General features: G+C 55.2%; 14 protein-coding genes and 1 pseudogene. 10 read left to right on the forward strand and 5 right to left on the reverse strand.

Going from position 1 to position 16,871, the window contains the following annotated elements:
- Both ACR0AA_RS22750 and ACR0AA_RS22755 read left to right on the forward strand, forming a co-directional pair.
- Positions 1-99: pseudogene (locus ACR0AA_RS22750) on the forward strand (IS5/IS1182 family transposase); the annotation flags it as partial.
- Positions 100-296: 197 nt separating this feature from the next.
- The gene (locus ACR0AA_RS22755) at positions 297-917 is read left to right on the forward strand and encodes a recombinase family protein (protein WP_480666343.1); all 621 of its coding nucleotides are present in this window, start codon (positions 297-299) and stop codon (positions 915-917) included.
- 298 nt (positions 918-1,215) lie between these two features.
- Here ACR0AA_RS22755 and ACR0AA_RS22760 read toward each other — a convergent pair whose 3' ends face one another.
- Both ACR0AA_RS22760 and ACR0AA_RS22765 read right to left on the reverse strand, forming a co-directional pair.
- Complete coding sequence (locus tag ACR0AA_RS22760) at positions 1,216-1,458, reverse strand: type II toxin-antitoxin system ParD family antitoxin (RefSeq protein WP_480666342.1); 243 nt, start codon at positions 1,456-1,458, stop codon at positions 1,216-1,218.
- A 1,612-nt stretch (positions 1,459-3,070) separates the two neighbouring features.
- Positions 3,071-3,625 (reverse strand): cupin domain-containing protein, encoded by a 555-nt coding sequence (locus ACR0AA_RS22765; RefSeq protein WP_480660267.1) that lies wholly within the window; start codon positions 3,623-3,625, stop codon positions 3,071-3,073.
- Between the two features lie 155 nt (positions 3,626-3,780).
- Between ACR0AA_RS22765 and aptA the strand changes: the two genes are divergently transcribed.
- The 8 genes from aptA to ACR0AA_RS22805 all read left to right on the forward strand — a co-directional run bounded on the left by aptA (position 3,781) and on the right by ACR0AA_RS22805 (position 12,409).
- Positions 3,781-5,103: an omega-aminotransferase AptA gene (gene aptA / locus ACR0AA_RS22770; RefSeq protein ID WP_480660265.1), complete on the forward strand. Its 1,323-nt coding sequence runs from the start codon at positions 3,781-3,783 to the stop codon at positions 5,101-5,103.
- 34 nt (positions 5,104-5,137) lie between these two features.
- A complete protein-coding gene (locus ACR0AA_RS22775) occupies positions 5,138-6,649 on the forward strand; it encodes a CoA-acylating methylmalonate-semialdehyde dehydrogenase (protein ID WP_480757639.1) in 1,512 nt (503 codons plus the stop codon).
- A 25-nt stretch (positions 6,650-6,674) separates the two neighbouring features.
- Positions 6,675-7,784 (forward strand): alanine dehydrogenase, encoded by a 1,110-nt coding sequence (gene ald / locus ACR0AA_RS22780; protein WP_480757642.1) that lies wholly within the window; start codon positions 6,675-6,677, stop codon positions 7,782-7,784.
- Positions 7,785-7,888: 104 nt separating this feature from the next.
- The gene (dctP, locus tag ACR0AA_RS22785) at positions 7,889-8,878 is read left to right on the forward strand and encodes a TRAP transporter substrate-binding protein DctP (protein WP_480757666.1); all 990 of its coding nucleotides are present in this window, start codon (positions 7,889-7,891) and stop codon (positions 8,876-8,878) included.
- Between the two features lie 70 nt (positions 8,879-8,948).
- A complete protein-coding gene (locus tag ACR0AA_RS22790) occupies positions 8,949-9,563 on the forward strand; it encodes a TRAP transporter small permease (protein WP_480757644.1) in 615 nt (204 codons plus the stop codon).
- On the forward strand, positions 9,560-10,852 hold the full coding sequence (locus ACR0AA_RS22795) for a TRAP transporter large permease (protein ID WP_480660259.1): 1,293 nt from the start codon (positions 9,560-9,562) through the stop codon (positions 10,850-10,852). Before ACR0AA_RS22790 ends, ACR0AA_RS22795 begins: the two co-directional genes overlap by 4 nt.
- A 142-nt stretch (positions 10,853-10,994) precedes the next feature.
- The gene (locus tag ACR0AA_RS22800; RefSeq protein WP_480660257.1) at positions 10,995-11,405 is read left to right on the forward strand and encodes a universal stress protein; all 411 of its coding nucleotides are present in this window, start codon (positions 10,995-10,997) and stop codon (positions 11,403-11,405) included.
- Positions 11,406-12,181: 776 nt separating this feature from the next.
- Positions 12,182-12,409 carry a hypothetical protein gene (locus tag ACR0AA_RS22805; protein ID WP_480666338.1) on the forward strand — a complete coding sequence of 76 codons (228 nt, stop codon included), beginning with the start codon at positions 12,182-12,184 and terminating at the stop codon, positions 12,407-12,409.
- A gap of 291 nt (positions 12,410-12,700) precedes the next feature.
- Here ACR0AA_RS22805 and ACR0AA_RS22810 read toward each other — a convergent pair whose 3' ends face one another.
- The 3 genes from ACR0AA_RS22810 to ACR0AA_RS22820 are packed head-to-tail and all read right to left on the reverse strand — an operon-like array spanning position 12,701 to position 16,786.
- Positions 12,701-14,482, reverse strand: a complete 1,782-nt coding sequence (locus ACR0AA_RS22810) for a thiamine pyrophosphate-binding protein (RefSeq protein WP_480666336.1) — start codon at positions 14,480-14,482, stop codon at positions 12,701-12,703.
- Entirely contained in the window at positions 14,482-15,891 is a 1,410-nt protein-coding gene (locus ACR0AA_RS22815; RefSeq protein ID WP_480666334.1) for an aldehyde dehydrogenase family protein, read from the reverse strand. The genes ACR0AA_RS22810 and ACR0AA_RS22815 overlap by 1 nt, the downstream gene beginning before the upstream one ends.
- A complete protein-coding gene (locus ACR0AA_RS22820; RefSeq protein ID WP_480757649.1) occupies positions 15,872-16,786 on the reverse strand; it encodes a sugar phosphate isomerase/epimerase family protein in 915 nt (304 codons plus the stop codon). Before ACR0AA_RS22820 ends, ACR0AA_RS22815 begins: the two co-directional genes overlap by 20 nt.
- Positions 16,787-16,871 lie beyond the last annotated feature (85 nt).

The raw sequence follows: 16,871 nt of genomic DNA on the forward strand, positions 1-16,871 counted from the left end.
CTCAAGGATTGGCGCCGCGTGGCAACCCGGTACGACAGGTACCCGAAGGTCTTCCTCTCAGCAATCGCCCTCGCAGCTCTCGTCATCTATTGGCTATGAGTCCTGACCCTAATCACTTGATTGAACTGTTGATTGGACGCTCTGCCATTGCTGAACTTTCAGCACGAAAAACGAGCGTTCTTCTTGTGGTCTTATCGGTGGCCGCACAACTGCGTGAACACCGTCAGAAAAACCGTTGCGGAAATCATAGTGAGGTTGCATGGTGCGTCTCGTCTATTCTGACGGGGCGAGTTGCCATGCTCATCGGATATGCACGGGTGTCGAAGGCGGACCGGAGCCAGCTCCTTGATCTGCAACGCGACGCGCTGATTGGAGCCGGTGATGATGTCGAGCGCATCTATGAGGACAAGGCGTCCGGTCGGAAGGATCATCGGCCCGGACTCGACGCCTGCATGAAAGCGCTTCAACCTGGTAATTCTCTGGTGATATGGAAACTGGATCGCCTCGGGCGCGATCTCAAGCATCTCGTAGCAACTATTGATGGATTGCGCGAACGCGGTGTTGGCCTTCGTGTTCTGTCCGGCGCAGGAGCAGAGATTGACACGACAACCGCCAATGGTCGGCTTATCTTTGGCATCTTCGCCAGTCTCGCCGAGTTTGAACGGGAGCTTATCGCTGAACGCACCCGTGCCGGTCTGGCGGCAGCACGAGCACGAGGGCGAAAAGGTGGGCGGCCCCGAAAGATGGATGTGACCATGTTGCGGATGGCGATGAAGGCCATGGCGGATCGAGAAACCAATGCGTCCGATCTGGCAAAACGGCTCGGGATCACTACTACGACGCTTTATGAATACATAAACGGCGACGGAACTGCGAAAGCCCCCGGACAGAAGCTGCTGGACGGAGATCCGGGGTGATCAATATGAGCGGCATTCCGGCGGAAGCGCTACGCGATTTGTGCCGGAGGCTAGATGACTTGGCATCCTGTGATCCAGGTCAGCGGGGTTTGATCGAAGGCGTTGCCGGCCTTTTGGTGTTTCTCGCGTTACTGCATATCGCGCTTTGTCCGGGCGGATGCACGAACTGATTCGAACCGCAAACAACACGATAGGTGCATTATATGAATCGATCTATGGTTGAGCGAGCAACGCACCCGGAGAGGTATTGCCCTGTGGCGTCTTGATCGGAATCCGTGAGCTTCGAAAGCAAAAAAGCTCATGAACTGAATGCGTCAGGCTCGTATTTCTGTGGATCAAACTCTACGAATTGACCGCGTCCGGCGTCCACCACAGCACATTCAAGTTCAGCCTTCAGGCTGTAGAACTGCCGCGCACCTTCTTTTTCCATCAAGAGCCGAATCCCCGCCCGCACAATTTCGCTCAGGTTGGCATACGCCCCTGACCTAATCTGATCTTGAACAAAATCCTGCATCGGTTCTGTAAGGTATACGTTCGGCATAAGGTCCCCTTTCTAATGTCTGACCAAACATGTGTGTTGCACGGCTGCTAGCTAGTAGGCCGTCGTATCACCCACTTGGACCATCTTCATTCGAGCTACCCAAATCAAATAGTTCCTGCTTCTTCAAACGGCGTATGAGCGTAATGTAGTTCACAACCTGGTCGATCTCTTCCGCCCTTCCCGTGGCATAAGGTTTGGAACAGCGGCTTTGTACAAATTGAAACATCGATTGTAGGATCAATGAAGCGCGCACCATGCCCCAAGCAGTGGAGGCGGCCTTTCGTGCTGCTAAACACGGCGTCGTAAAGACCGACGAGATCGTGTTTCTCGCAGTGGTACCGGTGGTTTCGGCCGTAACGTCCTCCCATGATCAATGGCATAAAAGTCGGCCGCTCGAACACCCAATCTGGGAGAGCTACGTCCCTTCTGGCCTGAACGAAGGCTTGGTGGTTTATCATTGGAAGAAGGTTTTCAAAACTCTCGAGGATAAGAGGTTTCCGAGCTTCTCGGTTTTGTGAAAATGCAGACCCGCAAATCTGGTAGTCTCATTATCACGCTGTACCTTCTGCTGGCGTTTGCTCTTGGCGTCATGGGCAGTCTTACGGCGAGCGGATTTCAGTACATTTTCTCTGGCTCTGGAAGCTAGTCGAATGCCTGCCTTGAGTTGGCGTTATTGGACAGTGCGCGTTTGCAGCGAATGACCGGTGTACCGCCCTCCCAGTGGATGGCTTTGCGCTTGCAGTAGACTATTCGCGTATGCAGCAAACGGCAGATTGGTGGCCGAATATTGTTTTTTTGCAGTTTGACAGAATGGTACAATCGCAAATGGCGGCGGGCCGTCTTTCCCATCACTTTTCTTTCATGGGCCAGCGGGATTTAGACAAGCCAAACACCCTTGGCCGTCAGAGAGAGGACGCTGCCCTCCCCCTCGAGCAACCCTATTGGAAAGAGCCGAGTCCTCGGCTGCGCCTGCGGGCCGCACCACCCCTATCCAAACGCGTTGTCACGCCCCCTCCCGCGTTTGCCACGAGGCAGAACAGCAAGAACAGGCAACCTTGCTGTCTGGTCTGCAAATCAGCCCTGATTTCCAAAAGGGAAGCCAGTTCAAACGAAACTGTCTGCGGGAGTACGAAAGGCGGGCGGCTGATTAGATTATGACGCAATGGTCAAACTCAACTGATGTCCAACATCGGAGGTGCCTTCTGATGTCGAACGTTCACCTAGTTTCTGGTCCAACTATGACGGTTGGGTCAGGTTCGTGTGACGTTCAACAGATACTATGGAACGTCACTGATTCCTGACTCAATCGGCGCACAAAACCTCAATAAATGGGCAAATCACGTCATTCAATTCTGACCCAAACGTCAAGCATTTCTGACCCAATACTGGTAGCCGCCATTCAACGACGCTGCCGCCAAGGTCTGTTGAGAGCCCAGAGCAGACTAGGATGCGACCTTCACCAATTGCGCACAAGTGCGCAAAGCTGACATTTACCATTATGGGAACAGCTATGTTTTGCCGTTTGACATACCATTCTGATGCTACGGCGTGGCCCTTTGTTCCGGGCATTCACGCGCAGGGCAGAATTCTAAGTTGGTTTTGATTGGTTGCTTCAAAACGACGAAGGAGTACATGCGCTGATCACTTTGCATGGCGTATCTCCAGCATTCCGAAACCTGTGTGGCAATATGCTTGAGAAGTAGTACGCGTCCCCGGGACCCAGAACCCTGGATTGCCCATCTACCGTCACTTCAAGGCGGCCCTCTATCACAACCGCACATTCCTCTCCTTCGTGTGACAGTTCAGATCGACCCGAGTCAGCACCGACATCGTACTCTTCTATGAGCATCTGAAGCTTTCTGTCTCGGCGCTCACCTGCGACAAGCAGATAGGAGACTCCGGGTGATCCTAGGTCGCGCATTCTTTCGTGCGGGTAAAAAAATGACTCCTCGTTTTGCAATTCAAAACTGAAGAAAAAGCCCAAATTGACGTCTACTGCGGCAAGGATCTTTTTGAGCAGTGCCACGGAAGGTTGAGTTGATCCACTTTCGATTTGAGAAATCGTTCCGCTACCCACTCCCGCGCGTTTGGCCATTTCACGTTGACTGAGGCCTTTGGTCGCCCGAATCAACTTTAGACGACGTGCTGTTTCGAGATCTGATGACAAAACCGTTACTCTGGTGCTTTCTTGCTTTGGATCGAAAGCATTCTAAGGGCACAGCGATTTTTTTCAATAACTTACAGATTAAAATAAAGCCGGGTGTGCGGAAGGTCTGAACTCTGCAAGGATTTGTCATCAAATGAAAATCTGTTTCACGAGGAATGAACGTGCTCGATCAACCCAACACATTGTCATCGTTTTGGATGCCGTTTTCGGCCAATCGTGATTTCCTTCGCGAGCCCCGAATGATCCAAGCGGCCGAGGGGATGTATTACACCAGTTCCGATGGTCGGAAGGTCATGGATGGGACTGCCGGGCTATGGTGCGTCAATGCAGGTCACCGTGATCCGTTGATCGTTGAAGCCGTGCAGAAACAGGTGCACGAGTTGGACTATGCGCCGAACTTCCAGTTCTCCCACCCTCAGGCGTTTGAGTTGTCTGCAAAGCTGACAGCGATGATGCCTGAGGGAATGAACCACGCGTTCTTCACCAACTCTGGCTCAGAGTCCGTCGATACTGCGCTCAAGATCGCGCTGCATTACTACCGGATGCGTGGTGAGGGAACTCGCACCCGCTTGATCGGACGTGAGCGCGGGTATCATGGCACAGGGTTTGGGGGCATCTCGGTTGGCGGCATCGTCAAGAACCGCATGCATTTCGGCACGCTTCTGACCGGTGTTGATCACCTGCGTCACACGCATGATCTGGACAAAAACGCATTCTCCCGCGGTCGCCCACAACACGGGGCAGAGCTGGCAGACGATCTGGAGCGTTTGGTTGCTTTGCATGACGCCTCGACCATTGCGGCTGTGATCGTCGAACCAATGGCCGGTTCGACCGGTGTTCTCCTGCCGCCGAAAGGATACCTAAAGCGACTGCGTGAGATCTGCGACCGCCATGGCATTCTGCTGATCTTCGACGAGGTCATTACCGCCTTTGGTCGTTTGGGTGCTGCGACAGCATCGGAGTATTTTGATGTGAAGCCGGACATCATCACAACGGCCAAAGGCCTGACCAACGGTGTCATTCCGATGGGAGCGGTCATCGTATCCGACAAGATATATGACTCGGCGATGGAAAATGCCGATGCGCCGATTGAGTTGTTCCACGGTTATACCTATTCCGCCAACCCTGTGTCCTGCGCCGCGGCGCTGGCAACGCTAGAGAGTTACAAGCAGAATGATCTATTCCGGCGCGCTGCATTGCTTTCGCAGCCTTGGGAGGATCAGCTTCACAGCCTCAAGGGTCTGCCCAACGTCATCGATATCCGCAATCTGGGATTGGTGGGCGCGGTCGAGCTTGCACCACGAGAAGGCGCGCCGGGGGCACGGGGCTATGACGCCATGAAGCGGGCCTGGGACGCCGGAATAATGATCCGTGTGACCGGTGACATCATCGCCTTGTCGCCACCACTGATCATCTCGGAACCTGAAATAACGAAACTTTGTCAAACACTTGGAGAGGTATTGGCAGACCTGCCATAACCCCTGACTGCTAACCCCAAAAAGGACTGACATCATGAAAGATGCATCCCCGATCACTTTGATCGGCCACTATATTAGTGGCCAAATCACAGTTTCGTCCGGCGAAAAGACGCAGCCGGTATTCAACCCCGCAACCGGTGCGCAAACCGGTGAGGTGTCGCTGGCGACTGTTCAGACGGTCGACAACGCAGTGGCCGCTGCCAAAGCTGCGTTCCCAAAGTGGTCGAACACACCGCCGATCCGCCGCGCCCGTCTTATGAACAACTTCCTGGCTCTGGTGCGCGAGCATAAGGACGAGCTGGCCCGCGCAATAACGGTCGAGCACGGCAAGGTGTTCACCGACGCTCTGGGCGAGGTTGAGCGCGGCATTGATATCATCGAGTTTGCCTGCGGCATTCCGCAACTCCTCAAGGGCGATTACACAGAGCAAGTCTCCACTGGCATGGACAACTGGACCACGCGTCAGGCGTTGGGTGTTGTCGCCGGGATCACTCCCTTCAACTTCCCGGTCATGGTGCCGATGTGGATGTTCCCGATCGCCATCGCCGCAGGCAATACCTTTATCCTGAAACCGTCTCCGACCGATCCGTCCGCATCCTTGCTCTACGCGGATCTGATGCAGAAGGCCGGTTTCCCGGACGGCGTGTTCAACGTCGTTCAAGGTGACAAGGTCGCCGTGGATGCGTTGCTGGAAAATGACGACGTCAAGGCCGTGTCCTTCGTCGGTTCGACACCGATTGCCAACTATATCTACGAGGTCGGTGCGCGTCACGGCAAGCGCGTTCAGGCGCTGGGTGGCGCAAAGAACCACATGCTGGTGATGCCGGACGCCGATATGAACAAGGCAGCCGACGCACTGATCGGCGCGGCCTATGGCTCGGCCGGAGAGCGCTGCATGGCGATCTCGGTTACCCTGCTGGTTGGCGATGCCGCCGACAAGCTGATGCCGGTCCTGAAAGAACGTGCCGAAACCCTGAAGGTCAAAAACGGCCTCGAACTGGACGCCGAGATGGGTCCGATTGTCACCGCAGCCGCGCGGGACCGGGTCAAAGGGTACATCGACTCTGGCGTCGAAGAAGGTGCGGATCTGCTGGTCGATGGCCGCGACTATACCGTCGAAGGGCATGAGGAAGGCTATTTCCTTGGCGGCACCCTGTTCGACAACGTCACCCCCGACATGAAGATCTACAAGGAAGAGATCTTCGGCCCGGTTCTGTCCTGCGTCCGCGTCTCAAGCTTCGCGGACGGCCTGCAACTGATCAACGACCACGAGTTCGGCAACGGCGTGTCGCTGTTCACCCGCGACGGCAATGTTGCGCGTGAGTTTGGCAAGCAGGTTCAGGTCGGCATGGTCGGCGTCAATGTTCCGATCCCGGTTCCAATGGCATGGCATGGCTTTGGCGGCTGGAAGAAGAGCCTGTTCGGCGACATGCACGCCTATGGCGAAGAGGGTGTGCGTTTCTACACCAAGCAGAAATCCATCATGCAGCGCTGGCCCGAGAGCATCTCGGAAGGTGCCGAATTCGTCATGCCAACGGCAAAATGATCATCCGATCCAAGGAGTGAAGAACATGTTCATTGGTGTTCCCAAGGAAATCAAGAACCATGAGTACCGTGTCGGCCTGACCCCCGAAAGCGTCGCGGAACTGGTTTCTCATGGTCATAACGTCATCGTGGAAACCAATGCCGGCACTGGCATTGGGGCTGATGATGATGCCTATCATGCCGCTGGCGCAGAGATTGCCGAAACCGCAGCCGATATCTTTGCCAATGCAGAGATGATCGTGAAGGTAAAGGAACCTCAGGCTGTGGAACGCGCTATGCTCCGGGAAGGTCAGATCCTCTATACCTACCTGCATCTGGCCCCCGACCCGGAACAGGCTAAAGATTTGGTCAACTCGGGCGCTGTCTGCATCGCTTATGAGACCGTCACCGATGACTATGGCGGTCTGCCCTTGTTGAAACCGATGAGCCAGGTCGCCGGTCGCATGTCGATCCAGGCGGGTGCCAGCGCGTTGGAGAAAGCAAAGGGCGGTCTGGGCGTATTGCTGGGCGGTGTGCCCGGCGTGAAGCCCGGCAAGGTTGTGGTCATCGGTGGAGGCGTCGTTGGTTTCAACGCGGCTCAAATGGCTGTTGGCTTGCACGCGGACGTGACCATTCTGGACCGCAATCCAGCAGTGCTTGAGAAGCTGGAGAACCATTTCGAAGCGTCTGCCAAGGTTGTCTATTCGACCAAAGCCGCGCTGGAGGAAGAAGTCACCAACGCCGATCTGGTTGTCGGTGCTGTTCTGATCCCAGGTGCTGCTGCGCCCAAGCTGATCACACGAGAACTGATTTCAAAAATGAAACCCGGTGCGGTCGTCGTGGACGTGGCGATTGACCAGGGCGGTTGCTTTGAAACGTCCAAAGCCACCACTCACGCCGAGCCCACATATGTTGTCGACGATGTTGTTCATTACTGCGTCGCCAATATGCCGGGCGCAGTCGCCCGAACGTCAACCTATGCACTGAACAACGTCACGCTGCCGCACGCTCTGGCTATTGCCAATAATGGATGGAAGCAGGCGCTCGCAGACAATCGTCACCTGATGAATGGCCTGAACGTGGCCGACGGGAAGGTGACGTACAAGGCTGTGGCCGATGACCTTGGATACGAGTTCGTCGCCCCGGTACTTTGCTGAACTGAAGCAAAGAAATGTCCCACCGCGCGTAATGCGGCGGGACACCCACCACTGAGGAGGAAACCTTAATGATTACGAAAATTAACCGCCGCGCCCTCGGCGCGATGGGTGGTGCCGCTTTGCTTGCGGCAACCGCACTATCAACAACCGCTGCAGCGGAAGACATGACACTGCGTTTTGCAGGTGTATTCCCGATCGATCACCAAGGCACAAAAATGATGGAACAGGTCGCAGCGGATGTTGCAGCTGCGGATGTTGGACTGACGGTAGAAGTCTTTCCAGCAAACCAGTTGGGTTCTGGTGAAGCTCTGTTCGAAGATGTTGCACGCGGCAATATCGACCTGGCATCGGCGTTCATCTATGCCGATACCGATCCACGCCTGGAATTCCTGTCAATGCCGTTCCTGCTGGGCGGCTGGGATGACATGGAGAGCACGCTTCTGAACATGGATTCCGAGTTCAACACCATCCTGCAGGAAATCACCGACGAATATGGCGTGCGCGTCATGGCGCAGAATCCGGAAGGGTTCATCGGCATCGTTTCGTCGCAAGAGCCCCAAAACTGGAATACTTTTGACGACAAGGGCATGAACATTCGCGTCTGGTCGTCCAGCGTTGTGAAGTCGATGGTCGAAGAACTGGGTTACCAGGCGACCACCATGGCATGGGGCGACATCTTCCCCGCACTTCAGGCCGGCATTGTCGACGGAGCAATCTGCTGCACGAAGACCGCGACTTACTCGATCTTCGCCAAGTCGGATGTTGGCACCCATTTTGTCGAATACAATTCGATCTCAGAGCTGACAACTTTCTATGCGTCGCAGCGGACACTCGACAAGCTGAACGACGATCAGCGCGCCGCGCTGCAAGCCGCGATGACCAAGGCGTCCGAAGACTTCTTTGCCTACAATCGTGAGAACGACGAAGTGTTCGGCCAGAAATTGCTCGAAAAAGGTTACACCATCCTGCGCCTGAGTGACGAAGAACAAGCTGCGATGGCCGCTCATGTCCAGGAAACGGTCTGGCCAGCGATGGCACAAAACGTCGGTCAGGACATCATCGACCGGCTGCTGGCAGCAAAAGAACAGCAATAAACACTGAGAAAAGGGCCAGCACATCAGTTGGCCCTTCTTTGTCTTTGGCTCAACAAAGGGAGGGAGAAAGATGTCTAGCTCAGAAGCTGACCGTCCATTGGTCGTCGAAAGCGCAGAGAACAAGACTTCGCAAAAAATCACAGACGAGCTGCCAGTTGTTATCGGGTACCCATTGAAAGCAGTCGCGTTTGTCATGAGACAGATCGTCATGTTTTCCGGTTTCCTGATGGCATTCACGTTTGGGGCTGTTGTTGTCATCCGGTATGGGTTTGGGGGCGATCTTTTCGCCTATGAAGAATGGCTTCTGGGCTTCAGCATCATCGGCTTTTTTGCAGGCGCTGTTTTGGCCTCTGCACGCAACCTGCATATCAACGCAGATATTCTTGGCATCGTGATACAGAACCCCAGGCTGATCTGGTGGCGCGGCTTTGTCGTCCTGACGATTGAGGTTCTGGTGATCCTGTTCCTCATGTACGCGTGTTATGTCTCGCTGCTCGATGACTTCTCTTTCCCACGTTTGCGCGCAACGCCGGTGCTGCGCATTCCGTTTGTCACTTGGCGGATTTTTATCATGATTGCCTTTGGCTTCATGGCAACGTTCACGGCTGCTTATCTGTACGTGCATATCCGTAAGGGGCTGGGTCTGCCCCTGAGATCAGAAATGCAAAAAGGAGAAGCCCAATGATTATCGGAGGAAGTCTCCTAATCGTCTGCCTTATGCTGCTGTTGGGCGTCAGCGTATATGTGGCATTCGGAGCGGTCCTGATCTTCATCGCCCTTGTTGGGGACCAAGGCATCACGGGCTATCTGCCGACCGGCTCTACGGGCATCCGTTCCCTGGTGCTTCTGGCGATCCCGCTCTTCATGATCGCTGGTGGCATCATGGAAAAGGGTAAGATCGCAGCCCCTCTTGTCTCGTTGGCTGAAATGTTCATTGGCCATATCAAAGGGGGTCTGAGTGCTGCAGGAGTATTGGCCTGCGGTGTATTTGGCTCCATCTCTGGTAGTGCCAATGCCACGCTGACCTGTATTGGCGGCATCATGATGCCCCACCTGAAAAAGGCCAACTATCCAGGCGGGCAATCAGCGGCACTGATCGTGGCTGCAAGTCCGCTGGGCCTTTTGATCCCGCCAAGCTCTACGATGATCCTGTATGGCTGGGTCGCACAGCAACACGTCCTGAAGTGCTTTCTGTCTACGGTTCTGCCAGCGTTCATCCTGATCACGCTGCTGATTGTGGTCAATCAGTTCATGCTGCGGAAATACGACGACATTAACCTGACGGAGCGTCCCAAGCCGTTTTTGCCAACATTTGGTGTACAGGCGCGCCTAGCTGGGCCGGCACTGATGATGCCGCTGATTATTCTAGGCGGAATCTATGGTGGCATCATGACGCCAACCGAGGCTGCGGGTATCGCAGTAGTCTACTCGATCCCGATCGCGATCTACTTCTACCGTGGTCTGACGTGGAAAACGCTGGCTCAAACCATCCAAAACTCGGGCGTTACGATTGGCGTAGTCATGGTCATGATCTTCATGGTTCTGATCGTATCCGATAACCTGATTGCGCAAGGTGCGCCACAGCTGGCAAAACAAATGGTCTATTCAGTATCTGAAAATCCGATTGTGGTTCTGTTGATGATCAACATCGTGTTGATCCTGATCGGGATGCTGATGGACGATATCTCGGGTCTGCTTCTGGCGACACCGATCTTGCTGCCCATAGCGCAGAGCACAGGGATGGACCCGATCCATTTTGCGGCTGTGATCGGCGTGAACCTGGGTATGGCCAACATCACTCCACCTACAGCGCCGCTTCTCTATCTTGGCGCTCAGGTCTGCGATGAACCGGTTTCGCGTATGCTTTGGCCGACTTTGGTGTTCATCGTTTTTGCATGGTTACCAACGCTGATGCTGACGACCTTTGTCCCAGAGTTGGCTCTGTTCTTGCCAGACCTACTGCTGGGTAGGTAGCGCGAGAAGGCACAAAAATACCAAGAAAACGCCCAAGAGCGCACCCCTGTCTGACGACTGGGGTGCGAGAACTCTCTCAAAGACAATCCGTGAGAGACAGATTTACAGCAGAAAAACGGAAACCTTCAACCAGAGGTTAGAAATGTACAACAACATCTTAGTGGCCCTATCTCTTGAACACGGCATCAGTGAACATGCGCTTTCGACTGCACGCTCCCTTGTGTCCGAAGGTGGTACAATCACCGCCGCACACATTCACGAACCGCCCAACAGACAGATTATGTACTACATGGATGACGGGATTGCCGAAAAATCTCTCCAAAAGGCAAAGGCACGTTTGTCTGAACGCTTGGAAGGTGAATACGGGGTCTCATCTGTACTGATCGAAAGCCAATCGGCTGGGCGAGCGATCACCGAATACGCCAACAAACATGGCATCGACTGTATCGTGCTTGCTTCGCATAAACCCGGGATGAAGGAGTTCTTTTTGGGATCAACGGCCGCTCTTGTTGTTCGCCACGCTCAGTGTTCGGTGCATGTACTCCGCCTGTAGACTGTTCGGTTGCACAATATCGGCAAAAAAACCGACACCGCGCTTGGCTCCCATCGAACTGAGATGCTGCTCTAAGATTCACGTCGTGTCAAACGCCGGCGACATCATCCATTGTCTTGGGCAGGCCCGCCTGACTTAAGCGCTATCCGGGTTGATTTAAGGATTTGAGAAACGGAGGATTTCCGGTCCATCCAAATCAACTTGGATGTGGCTGTGTTTTATTTGTTAGAGCAGAATTGTGTCCGGGAGTGGATAGGGAAGAAGCGGCCGGATGCTGACCTTGACAATCAGATCCTGAGCGACGGCTTTGTCCCGCGCTGCGGTCGTATTCGAACCGCGTCTCGAATGGCAGCTTAGCGGAGCGATACAGGCAAGATGGCGACGACGATCAGTGCAGAAAACTCATTGCAGAGGCGGTTGAGTGTCATCCTGGTCATGAAGGCTTGCAGCAGTTCGAAGCTCATCTGAAGATCGACAAACCCATCAATTGGCGAGAAATTCTTGCGGAGAAAACCACCGCAAATGAAACACAGTCGATGATGAATGTCTGCTCAGGGTGCGCTGCGCCGCGGCATTGGGATTTGGGATGACGGTCCGCAAAGGGCCGGACTGTAACGTTTGCGGTATGACAGAACGTAAGAATCGCCAATGGCGGCGCGTCATCCTCCCCGCCGATTTCCTTTCGTGGGTCAGCGGGATTTGGACAAGCCAAGCGCCCCTGGCCGTCAGGGTGAGGACGCTGCCCTCCCCCTCGGGCAACCCTTTTAGACAGGGCCGTGTCCTCGGCTTTGCCTGCGGGCCGCACCACCCCTGTCGAACAGCATTGCCTCGCCCTCTCCCGCGTTCGCCACGTGGCAGATCAGCAGGAACAGGCGGCTTCGCCGTCTGATCTGCAAATCAGCCCTGATTTCCTGGACGGAAGTCAGATCAAACGAAACAGTCTGCGGGAATACGAAAAAGGGGGTGTTGGGTCAGTTTATGACGCAAAGGTCAAGTTCGTCTGACGTACAACAGGATTGTGGAAAGTCACTGATCTTTGACTCAATCGACAGCCAAAACCTCAATAAATCGGCCAATCACGTCATTCAATTCTGACCCAAACGTCAAGCATTTCCGACCCAAAACACTTACAAGCTTTTTCCGATGCCGTGATGTTTCAGTTGAAGAGATCATCTCTTATACGACGCAATGTTAGCCCAAGATATTGAACCTGAGCATAGCGGCACTTGCCGTTCTGTTTCGCAAACATAGGCAAGTGCCTTATGCGTAGAAGTACGCCCAAATTCTAAACTACGTCAGGTTGCGACGTGCGAAACATCCCTGTCTGGCGAATAGATGTCGAGGATGTTCCAATGCCCGGTAGTTGGCGTCGGATTGTTGATCATCGGGACATCAAGGACAGTTGGTTTGCCGCTGGCGATTGCCGCTTCCAATGCCGGCAACAATTCATCAGCAGCACTGAGCCTGTGCCCTTCAGCACCGTAGGCTCGTGCGATGTCTGCATAACCCGGTCCGTTTGCGGGAGCTGCAGCTGATCCAGGGAACGTAGTCCCGTATGTCAGACCATAATGCGCCTTTTGCAGACCTGCGATAGTTCCGAAGGCGTTGTTGTTCATAACCAGCCAGATGATGCCCAGATCAAGTTCGACGGCCGTTGCCAGCATTGATGGGTTCTGACCGAAACCGCCATCGCCAACAAGACTTATCACCACACGGTCAGGGGCTGCCAGTTTTGCGCCGATCGCTCCCGGAGGGCCAAAGCCCATCGTCGCGAACCCGCCCGGAGTCAGGATCGAACCGGGCGTCAGGATATCGAACTGTTGCCCAACACCGTTCTTGTTCCAGCCAACGTCCGTGGTGATGATGGCATCCTCAGGCAGTGCCTTGCGGGTATCCGCCAGAATACGCTCGGGCATCATCGGAAAGGCTGATGAGGTCGCCATGTCCACGTTGCGCGCTTTGAATTCTGTCCGAAAATCCATGATCTTCTGTTCCAGCGCGGGGCGTTTGAAACCGTCGGGATACATCTCGCGGGCAACGCGAGTCAGAACGCGCAGCGCGGCTTTGGCATCCGCAACGACGCCGATCTCGGTGGGATAGTTCCGGCCGATTTCCTGCGGTTCGATGTCGATATGAATGACCTTTGAGCCGGGAATGTTGAACGTATAGCCGGGATACCAGCTGGAACAATCGGCCTCTTTGAACCGGGTGCCCACGGCAAAGATATAGTCGGCATTCAGGCAGGACTGGTTGACCAGCTCGGTGCCCCAAAACCCGGTCATTCCCAGCACGAGCGGATGGTCGTCCCGCAGCGCGCCCTTGCCCATCAGGGAATGCGCTACGGGCAGACCCATATGTTCAACAAACTCGCGCAACTCCTCACTGGCCTGCGCCAACAGGATACCGCCGCCGACATAGGCAACCGGGTTTTCGGCCTTCGCCAGCGCTTCGACAATCTCTCGCGCTGTTTCATCGTCAATCGACGGTTTCTTGAGCGCGCGCGTGTTATCGCGGATACGGTCGAAGCTGTCCGAGGGGATCACCTCGGAGAAGATGTCCATCGGCACATTGACCAGCACCGGCCCGGGCTGACCGCTTTCAGCCAGATGAAACGCCTTTTCCAAGATTTCGGCCATCAGGTCGGCGCGATCCACCCGCCAAGCACGTTTGACGAAGGGGCGATAAATCTCCCACTGGGCCGCGTCTGCGTGCAAGTTCACCTCCTGATGCGGATGCTTGCCGTAGTAGTGCGTAGGAATATCGCCCGCGATCACGACCATCGGGATACAGTCCAGTGCGGCGTTGGCGACCCCGGTGGCGCAATTGGTCAGACCCGGGGAGAGATGGGACAACACCACCGATGCCTTGCCCGTCACGCGGGCATAAGCGTCCGCCGCGTGGCTGGCGATTTGTTCGTGCCTTACGGTGACGAAATCGATGGGGCTTTCCGCCAACGCGGCCAGAACTGCGATGTTTGTATGGCCACAAAGCCCGAACACATGCTTAACGTCACGGCGTTCGAGAAAGTCGACGATATGTTCGGCGACTGTTTTGCCGTCCAGTTTTGCCCCGTCCATCACGCTACCTCCTGTCCGTAGAATTCGCCGAACAGGTCCGGCTCCGAGGGGCGATCTTCAGGGATCGGACGGCTGACCCAGGTGTAGTTCATCATATGTTTCATGGTGACGTTTTCGTTGGTGATGTTGCCACCCCAGATGCCGCAGCCCAGGCTGCTGGTCATGGGCATGCCATTGGTCCACGCGCCAGCATTGGCCTTCGATTGCGGCTGTCGCACCATCATACGGCTGACCGGAGCCAGGCGCGCCAACCGATCGATGTGATCGTCGTTGTGGCTATAAATCCCGCAGGAATGGCCCTTGCCCCCGGTGTTGTAGATCTGGCTGACCGTTTCCAGCGCGTCATCGAATGTGTCGAAGTGATAAAGCGCCATCAATGTGGTCAGTTTTTCCTTGGAGAACTTGTGCTGCGGCCCGATTTGCCCCTGATTTTCGACCATCAGAAACTTGCGATCTTCGGGGATCGAGAAGCCGGCAACCTTGGCCGTTTGCTGCGGCGGACAGGCGATAGTCGGGAACGTTCGGTTGCCCTTTTCGTCCCACATAGCGGCTTCGAGCATAGCCTTCTCTTCATCAGAGCACAGGTACCCGCCTTCGGCTTCAAGCGCCTTGACCATGTCGTCGTAAATTGAACGCTGGATGATAATGTTGCCGTCAGCCGAGCAACCAGACCCAAAGTCAGACGTCTTTGAAATACGTGTGTTCTGAGCGGCGATTTCCAGATCGGCTGTCTCATCGATGACAATGGATGAATTGCCCGCGCCGACACCATAGGCTGGACGCCCTGAACTGTACGCCGCTTTGACCATGGGTTTGCCGCCCGTCGCCAAAGTCAGGTCGCAGATCTCCATCAGATGTTGCGTCAATGGGATCGACGGTTTGCGAATGGATTGAAACAAGTCCTCGGGGGCACCGGCGGCACGGCAAGCAGCACGCATGACCTCGACCATCTCAAAAGTGGTATGGGCGGTTCGTGGGTGCGGGCTGAAGATGACCGCATTCCGGGCATTCGCGGCGGACACGCCGGTCACCGGTGGAGTCATCGCCGGGTTGGTCATCGGGATCAGGGAGGCGATCACACCGGCAGGTTTGGCATATTTCACCAGACCTTTTTCCTCATCCACCTCGACGATACCGGTCGAAGGTGTGCGCAAGACATCTCGCAGCACCATGTGAATCTTGAAGCGCTTCGCAGGACGCCCTGCGCGATCTCCGATACCGCTTTCGTCCACGCCCTGCTGGGCCAAACGCGTGAAGGTTTTCTCGTTCCCCGCATACCACGCAATGGCCTGAGACAGCCGGTCCAGCCTGTCCTGATCCCAATCCTCGATTTCGGCCATGGCAGCGCGGGCGCGTGCCAGCATATCGGCCGCAATGTTGCGGTCGCTTTCAGTGAGCTCTTTGCCCATGATGATCCTCTTGGTGTTTTGGAATTGCAGCATCGGGCATACGACGCTGTGACCGCGCCTCGCCGAATGTTCGCTTGGCGTGGCTGAGACAGCGACGCGCGTGTTCTTCACATCCCAACTCGGCAACGCGGCTTTCGTTGGGCAGTTCGATGGAATAGTCGACGGGTGGCATCCGTTCGATGATGCCGGTGAAATCGATCCAACCTTCGCCAGGATAGAGCCGCGCATCGCGCGCCAGCTGGATCATGCCCTCGCGCGTATCGGCGATGCCGGGCAGGCAATCAGAGATATGCAGGAAGTGAAACAGGTCCGAGGGGACGTGTAGCAACTCTCCCAAATCCACGCGGCTGAGGTGCATGTAAAGCGTATCGACCAGAATACCGCCGTTGGGCTGATCGGAGGCACGCACGATATCAAGCGCCTCATCCAGAGTGCGCAAGCGGGAGAAGCTTGGAAACTCAAGGTCCACTGTTAGCCCATACGGAGCCGCCAGTTCGCAGGTCTCGGAATAGACGTCGATCAGGAAGTCACGATCATCGCGGGTGTTGGTCCACGCGCTCATGATCATGCGCTTGGCACCCAACTCCCCACCGATCTCAAGAGAAGGCTCAAAACTGCGCGGATCGACATCTTCTGTGATGCGCGCAAGTTCGACATCGAGGACTTTCAAGCCAGTAGTAGAGAGAGCAGTTTTGGTGGCATGCACCTGTGCCTTGTCGATTGGAGATTGAGTGAATTCACCGGGCACATGCATCGGAATGAACCTGGGGCTGACGGCATCGTAACCGGCCCGCGCGGCGATATAGACCAACTCGGGCGGCGTACAGCCAATCAGCGTCAGATGCGCCAAGGAATAGAGAGAGGGGCTTGCGCCAGCCTCTTCGGGTTTCACCATGAACGACAGCTCCACGTGTCTGCGAATCTTATTTTCATCACACGTAGTAAAAAATATCTGATATTTTTTAAAATATCAACTTTTA

The organism is Ruegeria sp. CE8, assembly GCF_056537465.1.